We start from the raw sequence: 12308 nt of genomic DNA, 5'->3' as shown, positions 1-12308 counted from the left end.
GACTGCGCTGCAGGCCACGGTTTTATTGGGCTTGAGCGGTGCGTGGTTTTTTTGAAGAGGATTTTGTTACTGGTCACGCGACAGGCGCGCATTGCTACGGGAGGCACTCGGCGGCATAATGTAGCCCCTTTTTTCTGCCCCTACATGTGGAAGGTTCCCGTGACTCAGAAGCCCGACCAGTGTCTTGGTGAATGGATCGACCGTGAAGCACTCGCAGAAGCGATGATCCCGCTTATCGGTCAGCTCTACCGCAACAATAACGTGGTGAGCTCGATCTATGGCCGCAGCCTGATCAATCGTTCAGTCATTGCGATTCTCAAAGCCCACCGCTTTGCCCGCCATCGCCAGTCCGACGACAGCGAACTGTCCGTCCACGAAACATTCCCGCTGCTCAAAGCAATGAGCGAGCTCAAGCTCGGCGCCGCTTCGGTAGACCTGGGCAAGCTTGCAGTCAAGTTCAAGGCTGAAGGCAATGGCCGCACTGCCGAGCAGTTCGTCCGTGAAGAACTGGCAGACGTCGTTGGTCAGCAAAACATTTCCGCCCGCAAAGGCACCGACGTTGTTCTGTACGGCTTCGGTCGTATCGGCCGTCTGCTGGCGCGCATCCTGATCGAGAAAACCGGTGGTGGCGACGGCCTGCGTCTGCGTGCCATCGTTGTCCGCAAGGGCGCCGAGAACGACCTGGTCAAACGAGCCAGCCTGCTGCGTCGCGACTCGGTTCATGGTCCGTTCGATGGCACCATCACCATTGATGAAGCCAACAACACCATCACCGCCAACGGCAACCTGATCCAGGTTATCTACGCGAAAAACCCGACCGAAGTCGACTACACCCAGTACGGCATCAAAGACGCGCTGCTGGTGGACAACACCGGTGTGTGGCGTGACGCCGACGGCTTGGGCCAGCACCTGACTTGCCCGGGTATCGATCGCGTTGTTCTGACCGCGCCGGGTAAAGGCAAGCTGAAGAACATCGTTCACGGCATCAACCACGGCGAAATCACCGCCGACGACAAGATCGTTTCTGCCGCTTCCTGCACCACCAACGCCATCGTGCCGGTGCTGAAAGCGGTTAACGACAAGTTCGGCATCATCAATGGACACGTGGAAACCGTTCACTCGTACACCAACGACCAGAACCTGATCGACAACTTCCATAAAGGCGATCGCCGTGGCCGTAGCGCCGCGTTGAACATGGTTATCACCGAGACCGGTGCTGCCACCGCTGCTGCCAAGGCGCTGCCTGAGCTGGCCGGCAAGCTGACCGGTAACGCGATCCGCGTTCCGACGCCAAACGTGTCGATGGCCATTCTCAACCTGAACCTTGAGAAAGCCGCCACTCGTGAAGAGATGAACGAGTACCTGCGCTACATGGCGCTGCACTCCGATCTGCATAAGCAAATCGACTACGTCAATTCGCAGGAAGTGGTTTCCACCGACTTCGTTGGCTCGCGCCACGCAGGCGTTGTGGATGCTGAAGCAACCATCACCCAAGACAACCGCGTTGTTCTGTACGTTTGGTACGACAACGAATTCGGTTACAGCTGCCAGGTGGTTCGCGTGATGGAAGACATGGCCGGTGTAAGCCCGCCAGCATTCCCGCGCTAAGCATTAGCTGCACATGAAAACGCCCCGACTTTGGTCGGGGCGTTTTTGTTGTGCGCCCAGCATGGGCGCAATCTTGTGGGTGAAAGTCCCGCCGTAAGCTGACCACAGCGAACGAAGTGAAGCGCAACTGCATGAGGGTGACCGAGTGTGGGGAGGAAGCGTGAATCGAAACCGTGAGCCGATGGACAAGAACCGGATATAAGGCGATGCCGATCAGGGCGAGCGGGCAGCAAACCGCGAAGCTCTTGTGGTCAAGGGTCAGGCAGCGTAAATCCGGCGGTTGTGCGGGGAAGGATTGCGTTCTTACCTGGGGAGATCTTGCCTTGTGCCTGAAAGGGCGACGGCGCCAGCCGGAGCGAGAAGTCAGCAGAGGCCGTAGTAGTCTTTTTTTTTGACGAAGGGCCGAACGAGAGAAAGCGTTATAGGCCATGTTGATGCGAACGACCGGAAGTCAGATGCCTGCCAAACGCGGGGCGGATGTGAGGACGGGAGCGGTGAAACCGTGAGAAGCCCCATCAGCGACGAGGTCAATCGCCCGCAAGATGAATCCGACAACGCAGGGCAAGGGCTGTTGGATCGGGCCTTTGCGAGAGAAAACCTGAAGCGGGCGTGGAAGCGGGTCAAAGCCAACAAAGGTGCAGCGGGGGTCGACGGTCTGGATATTGAACAGACGGCCGAACATCTGCTGACTCAGTGGGCGGCGATTCGTGAACAGCTTCTATCGAGAGTGTCAGTTTTTTTGTGTGCGGGCCGATAACGGCCTGCCGTCAGGCAGACCTTCATTTCAATAGCTCGGCCTGCTGAATCGATCTCCGTACAAAATCGCAAATTGATTCATGGCGCTCTTCCAATCGTGGGCCGCAGTGCCCCAATTGGCGGTGATATTTTGCAGTGCAAGCCAAATCAATTTCGTCGCAGCTTCGTCAGTTGGAAAGTGGCCTCTTGTCTTGATGATCTTGCGCAACTGAGCATTGATACTCTCGATGGCGTTGGTGGTGTAGATCACTTTTCGTATGGCTGGCGGGAAAACGAAAAATGGGATGACTCGGTCCCAAGCGCGTCTCCAGGCCGCAGCTACCGTTGGATATTGCTTGCCCCAAGGTCCAGCCTCGAACGCCTCTAGAGCTTGCTCGGCAACTTCAGCGTTGAGCGCTTGATAGATCGGCTTCAGCGCTTTGGCCAGCTCACGCCGCTTGTCCCAAGCCGCGTAATCAAGGCTGTTGCGGATCAAGTGGACGATACAAGTCTGTAACGTCGTCTCAGGGAACACCGCACTCAAGGCTTCTGGCATCCCTTTCAAGCCATCAGTTACCGCGATCAAAACGTCTTCGACGCCTCGGGTCTTGAGGTCATTGAAAACCTTCATCCAGAACTTGGCGCCCTCGGTAGTTTCAATCCAGATGCCCAAAATATCTCGGGTACCGTCCGGTAATACGCCCAGGGCCAAGTAGATTGCCTTGTTGCGAACCACCCCCTCGTCACGGATTTTGACCCGCAGCGCATCGAAGAAAATGACCGGATACATGGGTTCAAGTGGGCGTTGCTGCCAAGTACTGACTTCTTCCAGAACAGCGTCGGTGACTGAGCTGATGAAGTCAGGGGAGACGTCTGTCCCGTATTGCTCCGAGAGGAATGCACGAATCTCGCGAACGGTCATGCCGCGGGCATACATGGCAATGATTTTGTCATCGAAGCCTGTAAAACGGCGTTCGTGCTTGGGGATCAGGATCGGAGCAAAGCTGCCATCCCGGTCTCTGGGGATGTCCAGGCGCAACGGGCCGTCATCGGTGAGCACGGTTTTGCCGCTTTTGCCGTTGCGCTGGTTACTCGAATCCTCAGGACGCTCCGCGCCCTGAGGGTAGCCCAGGTGGTGCCCCAACTCCGCACCAAGCACCCGCTCGATCAGCGCTTTTTTGAACGCCATCGAGGCGTCCTGAATGGCTTCTGCACTCATCGGGCCGTTTACGAACTGATCAATCAGCTCTTTTGGAATGGCTGGAAGGTCTCGCGTGGCCTCACGGGCCGGTTTTTTCTTAGTCGGCATACATGCACCTCTTCAACATGATATGCCCGAACACAAAATTTATGACACTCCCCTTCTATCCGGCATCTACCGGCCCAGTCCGGTACGCCGCGTGGTCATTCCCAAACCCGACGGTGGTCAGCGCGAGTTGGGAATTCCGACGGTCACCGACCGTTTGATCCAACAAGCGTTGCTGCAAGTCTTGCAGCCACTACTCGACCCGACTTTCAGTGAACACAGCTACGGCTTTCGCCCGGGACGCTGCGCGCAGGACGCCGTTTTGGCGGCTCAGCGCCATGTGTCTTCGGGGCGCAGAGTGGTGGTGGATGTTGATCTGGAGAAGTTCTTCGACCGGGTCGACCACGACATTCTGATGGATCGTTTACGCAAGCGGATTGCGGATCGGGCGGTTATCCGGCTGATTCGGGCGTATCTGGATGCGGGAACGCTGATCAATGGCGTGGTCGAGAAAAGCCGTTGCGGGGCGCCGCAAGGCGGCCCGCTGTCGCCGTTGCTGGCGAATGTGCTGCTGGACGAAGTGGATCGGGAGCTTGAACGTCGAGGTCATTGCTTCGTACGCTATGCCGACGATGCGAATGTGTATGTTCGCAGCCGCAGGGCTGGGCAGCGGGTAATGGCTTTGCTGAAGCGTCTGTATGAAAAGCTGCACTTGAGTGTCAACGAGAGCAAGAGTGCGGTGGCGAGTGCGTTTGGTCGCAAGTTTCTTGGATATGCCTTTTGGGCGTCGCCCCAAGGCGTCAAAAGAGCTGTGGCGGTCAAAGCGCGCAAGCAGTTCAAGCAACGGATACGCGAACTCACCCGTCGCTCAGGTGGCCGCAGTCTGCGACAAGTCGTCGAAAATCTACGCCCTTATCTCTTGGGCTGGAAAACTTACTTTGGGTTGTCACAAACACCGAAAATCTGGCGAGAGCTTGATGAATGGATACGACACCGACTGCGAGCGATCCAGCTTAAGCAATGGCGGCGTGGACCGACGATCTACCGCGAACTGAGGGTGCTGGGAGCCAGCAGTCAAACGGCCCGGAAAGTGGCGGCCAACTCGTGTAGCTGGTGGCGTAACAGCCGATTTGAGCTGAATCGAGTGTTGGATGTGGCATGGTTCGACAGGCTGGGACTGGTGCGACTCTCATAACCTCAATCTCTCGAACCGCCCGGTGCGGACCCGCATGCCGGGTGGTGTGGCAGGGGAGCGGCCTATGAAGGCCGCCCCCTATGCCGATTGTGCGGTGTTCGCTCCCACACTTCTACCGCATAATGGCGAGCCTTGGCGTTGTGTCATGGGAATCTCCAGGGGATGCAGGATTGTTGAAATGGCGGCTGTGCGGTTTTGTGGTCCTGATGGGCGTCCTGACAGGGTGCGGAAACGGAGATTCCATGGAAAGCTTCGGCGGCCCGACCATGGGCAGCACGTATTCGATCAAGTACCTGCGCCATGCCGGTCTTCCCGCTCCAAAAGAAGTCCAAGTCCAGGTCGAAAAGATCCTCGCTGAAGTCGATCAACAAATGTCGACCTACCGCAGCGACTCGGACATCGAGCGCTTCAACGGTCTACCCGCCAATCGCTGTCAGAAAATGCCCGCGTCGATCCTCAAACTGGTGCGCGTCGGTGAGCGTCTGTCGGAACAAAGCGAAGGTTCCTTCGACTTGACGGTGGAACCTCTGCTCAATCTCTGGGGTTTCGGCCCGCAGGCTCGCGAGGAAAAAACCCCCGCGGCCCAAGCGCTGGCCGAAGTGCGGCAGCGAGTCGGTTATCAGCACCTGCGTATCGATGGCGATCAACTGTGCAAGGACGCCGCCGTCGAGGTCGACTTCAATAGCATCGCCGCCGGTTACGCGGTCGATACGATTGCCGCAAAACTCGACGGGATGGGCATCCATAACTACCTCGCCGAAGCCACAGGCGAACTCAAGGCGGCCGGTAAAAAACTTGACGGTTCACCGTGGCGCATTGCCCTGGAAGAACCCCGCGACGACCAGCAAGTGGCCGAGCGCATCATCGCTGTCGACGGCTACGGCGTTTCTACCTCCGGCGACTATCGCAACTATTTCGAGCAGGACGGTCGGCGTTATTCCCACACCTTCGATGCCCGCAGCGGGGCACCGGTCTTACACACCTTGGCGTCAGTCACGGTGATTCATCCTTCAGCATTGATGGCCGATGGCTTATCGACGCTGTTGCTGATTCTGGGTCCCGAAAGGGGTTGGGACTATGCCGAAACACATGACATCGGTGCATTCTTTGTGATTCGTGCCGATACAGGTTTCGTCACACGAACCAATCAGGCTTTTGAACGCTTGAGTGGCGGAAAAACCGAGTGATGGCGGCGATTCAAGCATCGAAGACTGGCGTTGTAGTGCAGGCAAAAGTAGCCTACGACGCGACCAAGGGTTAATGTGCCCGGCGTTGACGCTTATATAGACTGTGTCCGGGTTCTGCACTGGCCCAAAATTGTTCCTTCACGCCGCAGATCGGTGTGATTTAGCCGCAGGTGCCGATGGCGCCGCGGCCTGTTCTGAGGAGTACGCATGGCTGTCTACAACTACGACGTGGTGGTGCTGGGTTCCGGCCCAGCGGGAGAAGGGGCGGCAATGAACGCCGCTAAAGCAGGGCGCAAGGTGGCGATGGTCGATAGCCGTCGCCAGGTCGGCGGCAACTGCACCCACCTGGGTACCATCCCGTCCAAGGCACTGCGTCACTCGGTCCGGCAGATCATGCAGTTCAACACCAACCCGATGTTCCGGGCCATTGGTGAACCACGCTGGTTCTCGTTTCCGGACGTGCTGAAAAGCGCCGAAAAAGTCATCTCCAAACAAGTCGCATCGCGCACCGGCTACTACGCCCGTAATCGCGTCGACGTGTTCTTCGGCACCGGCAGCTTCGCCGACGAGCAAACCATCGAAGTGGTCTGCGCCAACGGCGTGGTCGAAAAACTGGTGGCCAAGCACATCATCATTGCCACCGGTTCGCGCCCGTATCGCCCGGCGGACATCGATTTCCACCACCCGCGTATCTACGATAGCGACACCATCCTCAGCCTCGGCCACACCCCGCGCAAACTCATCGTTTACGGCGCTGGCGTAATCGGTTGCGAATACGCCTCGATCTTCAGCGGTCTGGGTGTGCTGGTTGAACTGGTGGACAACCGCGGTCAGTTGCTGAGCTTCCTCGACTCGGAAATCTCCCAGGCCCTGAGCTATCACTTCAGCAACAACAACATCACGGTTCGCCACAACGAAGACTACGAGCGCGTCGAAGGCGTGGACAGCGGTGTGATCCTGCACCTCAAATCCGGCAAAAAGATCAAGGCCGACGCCTTGCTCTGGTGCAACGGTCGTACCGGCAACACCGATCAGCTGGGTCTGGAAAACATCGGCGTGAAGGTCAACAGCCGTGGCCAGATCGAAGTCGACGAGGCCTACCGTACCTGCAAGCCGAACATCTACGGCGCCGGTGACGTGATCGGCTGGCCGAGCCTGGCCAGTGCTGCTCACGACCAGGGTCGTTCGGCTGCTGGCAGCATCGTTGATAACAATAGCTGGCGCTTCGTCAACGACGTGCCGACCGGTATCTATACCATTCCGGAGATCAGCTCGATCGGCAAGAATGAGCAGGAGCTGACTCAGGCCAAGGTGCCATACGAAGTGGGCAAGGCGTTCTTCAAGGGCATGGCGCGTGCACAGATCGCCGGCGAACCTCAGGGCATGCTGAAGATTCTGTTCCACCGCGAAACCCTGGAAGTGCTTGGCGTTCACTGCTTCGGTTATCAGGCGTCGGAGATCGTTCACATTGGTCAGGCGATCATGAACCAGCCGGGCGAACTGAACACGCTGAAGTACTTCGTCAACACGACGTTCAACTACCCGACCATGGCCGAAGCCTATCGGGTAGCGGCGTACGATGGCCTCAACCGGCTTTTTTGAGTGGCTCCGGCCGGTGGCCTGAGCCGGCCGGGGAGACCGATTTCAGCAATTCTCGAGCGTGGCGCTGGCCAAACCGGGAAAGTCTGTAATCAGGCTGTCAACGCCGAAGTCGGCGAGTCTGCGCATTAGCGCGGGCTCGTTGACTGTCCATACCGACACATGCAGCCCCTGACGCTGCGCCCTCTGCAGGCGTTCCGGCGTACACAGGGTCCAGTTCAGCGCGAGAATCTCACAGCCATAGCTTTGCGCGACCTTCAGCGGGTCGAGCCAGGCGTACTCGGCCACCAATCCGCGGGACACGTCCGGCACCAGGTCCAGCGCGGCTTTCAACACTTCCCGCGAACTCGAGGTGATCGTGACTTTGTCGAGCAGGCCGAAACGCTGAGCCATTTCGCGAATCGCCAACACCGTCGTCGCGGCGCGGGTGCGTGAAGCGCTTTTGACTTCCAGCTGCCAGTGCTCGAAATCGCATTTCTCGAACAGTTCTTCCAGTGTTGGAATCGGGCAGGGCTTGATCCAGCCCGGGCCGCCCTTGCGCGCGTCGTAAGTCACCAGCTCGGCCGCCGTGTGCTCGACGACTTTGCCGCGACGGTCGGTGGTGCGCTTGAGCGTCGGGTCGTGGATGACCATCAGCTCGCCGTCCATGGCCAGGTGCAAGTCCAGTTCGCAGCGGCGCACGCCGTGCTTGAGGCATTGCTGAAAGCTGGTCAGCGTGTTTTCCGGTGCTTCGCCCTTGGCGCCGCGATGGCCGTAGATGAGAGTCACGGTTCTTCCTTAAATTAAATGCCTGGTTCGTTTTGTTCGCGGGCCAGACGTCGTTCCTGGGCCTGCTTCTGCAAAATGTAGCGGGCCAGCAATTGGCGCTGGGCATCGCTGGGATACTCGAACTCGGTACCGACGTCGTAGCCGTCGCCTTTGCGATCGCAATGGGTGACCCGGGCCCGCAGCAACAGCCCGAGGGCTTGCGGCATCAGCACCAGTTTGACCGACAGGTGTGCGCCCTCGGCAATCGGCGTCGGATGCTGAAAGTCGATCCCGCCTTCGGAAATGATCACCGGCTGCGGCTCGCCGATCTGCCCGAGCACGGTGATTGCGATCACCTGGCTCAGCAAATCGATGCGTTTATTCTGAGATTTCAGGAACGCCGCGAGGTTCCGGTCGCGCTCACTGATCTGGCGCAACAAGTGCTGTGACTCGAATTCGCTCAGGTGCAGTTCGCTGAGCACGTTGAACAGAGGGGAAGCATCCTGCAACACTTCCTGGCCTGCGGCTTCGGGAGCGGACAGGGGCCGAATTTCCAGTGCGATCGTGTCCTCGATACGGTAGTATTCGCGGCGATCTTCTTCATCTAATGTCGACATGGCGAACCCATGGTAGCGGCGGTGGTCTGAGTGTAAAGCTGGTTATCGACCCCCGCCACAAGGACGTTCCTTTTCCCTCCGAACAAGCCCCGACATGTTCAGACCTCTCTTCGTATTTATTGGCACGCGTTATACCCGTGCAAAGCGTCGCAATCATTTTGTGTCATTCATTTCCCTGACCTCGATGATCGGACTCGCCCTTGGCGTGGTCGTGATGATCGTTGTGCTGTCGGTCATGAACGGCTTCGATCATGAGATGCGCACCCGCGTGCTGGGCATGGTGCCCCACGCGACCATCGAGTCCGGTGAACCGATCAGCGACTGGCAAAGCCTGGCCGCCAAGGTCAAGCAGAACCCGCAGGTGACGGCCGTGGCACCGTTTACCCAGATGCAGGGTTTGCTGACCAACAACGGCAAGGTCTCCAAAGTCCTGCTCAATGCCATCGACCCTGCGCTGGAACGGCAGGTCTCGATCATTGATAACTTCATGCAGCAGGGCAAACTCGACGACCTGGCGCCGGGCAGTTTCGGCATAGTCATCGGCGACAAGGCGGCGGCCAAGCTTGGCGCTGCGGTCGGTGACAAGCTGACGTTTGTGGCGCCTGAAGTCACCGTGACCCCGGCCGGGATGTTCCCGCGCATGAAACGCTTCACGGTAGTCGGCATCTTCCATGTCGGCGCCGGCGAGCTGGACGGCTACCTGGGCATCACCAATCTTCAGGATCTGGCCAAATTGCATCGCTGGAAACCGGATCAGGTCCAGGGCATTCGCCTGAAGTTCGATGACCTGTTCCAGGCGCCACGCGTCGCGTGGACTATCGCCCAGCAGCTCGGCGAAGACCATTTTTATGCCCGCGACTGGACGCGCAGCCACGGCAATCTGTATCAAGCGATCCGCATGGAGAAAGCCATGATCGGTTTGCTGTTGCTGCTGATCGTCGCCGTCGCGGCGTTTAACATTATTTCCACACTGGTGATGGTGGTGAACGACAAGAAGGGCGACATCGCGATTCTGCGCACCCTTGGTTCCACGCCAGGGCAGATCATGGCGATCTTCATGGTCCAGGGCACGGTCATTGGTGTAATCGGTACGCTGATCGGCGCCGTGGTCGGGATCTTCGCCGCGCTGAACGTCAGCGCCGCGATCTCGGCCCTCGAAGGCCTGATCGGGCACAAGTTCCTGAACGCCGACGTGTACTTCATCGATTACCTGCCGTCGCAAGTGCAGAGCCAGGATGTGTTGATGGTCTGCGCCGCCGCGTTGGTCCTGAGTTTCCTCGCCACCCTGTATCCAGCCTGGCGTGCCGCGCGCACCCAGCCCGCGGAGGCGCTACGTTATGAGTGAGTTGGGCATGAGTGATAAAGCAATCTTGAGCTGCCGCAACCTGGGCAAATCCTACGAGGAAGGCCCAGAGTCGGTTGAGGTTCTGGCCGGTCTGCAACTGGAACTGCATCCGGGTGAGCGCGTGGCGATTATCGGCACCTCGGGTTCGGGCAAAAGTACGTTGCTCAATCTGCTGGGCGGCCTCGATACGCCGACCAAGGGCAGCGTCTGGCTCGACGGCGAAGAACTCTCGGCACTGAGCGAGAAGAAACGTGGCCTGCTGCGTAACCGTTCCCTTGGGTTCGTGTACCAGTTCCACCACTTGCTGCCCGAGTTCACCGCACTGGAAAACGTCTGCATGCCGCTGCTGATCGGCAAGACCGCGATCCCCGAAGCACGTCAGCGTGCCACCGCGTTGCTGGAGCGGGTAGGGCTGGGCCATCGCCTGGAACACAAGCCTTCGGAACTGTCCGGTGGTGAACGCCAGCGTGTGGCCATCGCCCGTGCCCTGGTGAACAAGCCAGGCCTGGTGATGCTCGATGAGCCGACCGGCAACCTCGACTCCCACACCGCCCAGGGCATTCAGGATTTGATGCTGGAACTCAGCACCTCGATGCGCACGGCGTTCCTGGTGGTGACTCACGACATGAACCTGGCTCGCCAGATGGATCGCGTCCTGCATTTGCAGGAAGGTTGCCTGACGCCCATCTGATTGGCCGAAACCCGGCGTAACTGAAAAGTGCGTCGGGTCTTTTATTTTTATACGGTGCCCCAGCGAATGTTCAGACCGTTATCGATCTTTATCGGCACGCGCTATACCCGCGCCAAGCGCCGCAATCGCTTTGTTTCCTTCATCTCGATGACCTCGATGATCGGCCTCGCCCTGGGCGTGCTGGCGATGATCGTGGTGCTGTCGGTGATGAACGGCTTCCAGCGCGAAATGAGCTCGCGCATCCTCGGCATGGTGCCTCACGCGACGATCGTCGGCGTCAATCCGATCGATGATTGGCAGCCCGTCGCCGCTGCGGCCATGAAGAACCCTGAAGTGACGGCCGCCGTGCCGTTCACCGAGATGGAAGGCATGCTGTCCTACAAGGGGACGATGCAGCCGATCCAGGTCAGCGGCGTTGATCCGGCGCTGGAAGGCAAGGTATCGATCGTCGCCCAGCACATTGTTCAGGGCCGTCTTGATGCCTTGAAACCGGGTGAGTTCGGCGTGGTGATCGGCGAGATCACGGCACGCCGCTTCCGCTTGAACGTCGGCGACAAGATCACCCTGATCGTGCCGGAAATCAGCAACGCACCGGGCGGCATCACCCCACGCATGCAGCGGTTGAACGTGGTCGGCGTGTTCAAAGTCGGCGCCGAACTGGACGGTTCCATGGCGCTGATCCACGTCGCCGATGCCGCGCAGATGCAGCACTGGGCGCCGAATCAGGTGCAGAGCGTGCGCCTGGCGGTGAAGGATTTGTACGCGGCGCCGAAGGTTTCCAGCGATATTGCTGGCGGGCTGGGCACCGCTTACAAGGCTGACGACTGGACCCACACTCAGGGCAGTCTGTTCAGCGCGATGAAAATGGAAAAAACCATGATCGGCCTGCTGTTGCTGATGATCGTCGCGGTGGCGGCGTTCAATATCATCGCAACCCTGATCATGGTGGTGAACGACAAGGGCGCGGACATCGCGATCCTGCGCACCATCGGTGCCACGCCGGGACAAATCATGGCGATTTTCATGGTCCAGGGCACGGTGATCGGGATTGTCGGCACTTTGATCGGTGGCGTGCTCGGCGTGATAGCGGCGCTGAATGTCAGTGAACTGGTGGGCTGGATGGAGCGGGTCAGTGGGCAGCACATCTTCAGTTCCGACGTGTACTTCGTCAGTAACTTGCCATCTGAACTGCAGGGCGGGGATGTGTTGTTGATCTGCTCGGCGGGTTTCATTCTGAGCTTCCTCGCCACCGTTTACCCGGCATGGCGTGCGGCGAAAATCGAGCCGGCTCACGCGTTGCGGTATTCGTAAGCCACCGGTGATCGTTCCCACTGAGCG

10 protein-coding genes and 1 pseudogene are annotated in these 12308 nt (G+C 58.8%); 8 read left to right on the top strand and 3 right to left on the bottom strand.

What is annotated here, in order from left to right; translation table 11 throughout:
* Positions 1-144: 144 nt before the first annotated feature.
* On the top strand, positions 145-1608 hold the full coding sequence (locus tag ACYZTR_RS18690) for a glyceraldehyde-3-phosphate dehydrogenase (RefSeq protein WP_461973193.1): 1464 nt from the start codon (positions 145-147) through the stop codon (positions 1606-1608).
* 502 nt (positions 1609-2110) lie between these two features.
* Positions 2111-2332: pseudogene (locus ACYZTR_RS18685) on the top strand (group II intron reverse transcriptase/maturase); the annotation flags it as partial.
* Between the two features lie 60 nt (positions 2333-2392).
* Here ACYZTR_RS18685 and ACYZTR_RS18680 read toward each other — a convergent pair.
* On the bottom strand, positions 2393-3652 hold the full coding sequence (locus ACYZTR_RS18680) for an IS256 family transposase (RefSeq protein WP_461972851.1): 1260 nt from the start codon (positions 3650-3652) through the stop codon (positions 2393-2395).
* Positions 3653-3674: 22 nt separating this feature from the next.
* Here ACYZTR_RS18680 and ltrA point away from each other — a divergent pair, with 22 nt between their 5' ends.
* The 3 genes from ltrA to sthA all read left to right on the top strand — a co-directional run bounded on the left by ltrA (position 3675) and on the right by sthA (position 7573).
* Positions 3675-4784, top strand: a complete 1110-nt coding sequence (gene ltrA, locus ACYZTR_RS18675) for a group II intron reverse transcriptase/maturase (protein WP_461973191.1) — start codon at positions 3675-3677, stop codon at positions 4782-4784.
* 206 nt (positions 4785-4990) lie between these two features.
* Complete coding sequence (locus tag ACYZTR_RS18670; RefSeq protein WP_461979789.1) at positions 4991-5971, top strand: FAD:protein FMN transferase; 981 nt, start codon at positions 4991-4993, stop codon at positions 5969-5971.
* A gap of 207 nt (positions 5972-6178) precedes the next feature.
* Positions 6179-7573: a Si-specific NAD(P)(+) transhydrogenase gene (gene sthA, locus ACYZTR_RS18665; protein WP_461973189.1), complete on the top strand. Its 1395-nt coding sequence runs from the start codon at positions 6179-6181 to the stop codon at positions 7571-7573.
* Between the two features lie 42 nt (positions 7574-7615).
* On the opposite strand, the gene ACYZTR_RS18660 is transcribed toward sthA, so the two are convergent.
* Positions 7616-8338 (bottom strand): glycerophosphodiester phosphodiesterase, encoded by a 723-nt coding sequence (locus ACYZTR_RS18660; protein WP_461973187.1) that lies wholly within the window; start codon positions 8336-8338, stop codon positions 7616-7618.
* 14 nt (positions 8339-8352) lie between these two features.
* Complete coding sequence (locus ACYZTR_RS18655) at positions 8353-8934, bottom strand: PilZ domain-containing protein (RefSeq protein ID WP_461973185.1); 582 nt, start codon at positions 8932-8934, stop codon at positions 8353-8355.
* 94 nt (positions 8935-9028) lie between these two features.
* Between ACYZTR_RS18655 and ACYZTR_RS18650 the strand changes: the two genes are divergently transcribed.
* The 3 genes from ACYZTR_RS18650 (at position 9029) to ACYZTR_RS18640 (ending at position 12281) form a co-directional block, all read left to right on the top strand.
* Positions 9029-10279 (top strand): lipoprotein-releasing ABC transporter permease subunit, encoded by a 1251-nt coding sequence (locus tag ACYZTR_RS18650; RefSeq protein WP_449646010.1) that lies wholly within the window; start codon positions 9029-9031, stop codon positions 10277-10279.
* A 7-nt stretch (positions 10280-10286) separates the two neighbouring features.
* Positions 10287-10970, top strand: a complete 684-nt coding sequence (gene lolD, locus ACYZTR_RS18645) for a lipoprotein-releasing ABC transporter ATP-binding protein LolD (RefSeq protein ID WP_461973183.1) — start codon at positions 10287-10289, stop codon at positions 10968-10970.
* A gap of 66 nt (positions 10971-11036) precedes the next feature.
* Positions 11037-12281, top strand: coding sequence for a lipoprotein-releasing ABC transporter permease subunit (locus ACYZTR_RS18640; protein WP_449646009.1), 1245 nt, complete (start codon positions 11037-11039; stop codon positions 12279-12281).
* The last annotated feature ends 27 nt before the right edge of the window (positions 12282-12308 follow it).

The sequence above is a fragment of the Pseudomonas sp. Hz4 genome (assembly GCF_054898165.1).
Note: the sequence above shows the minus strand (reverse complement) of the source record. Positions and strands in the feature narration are given on the sequence as shown.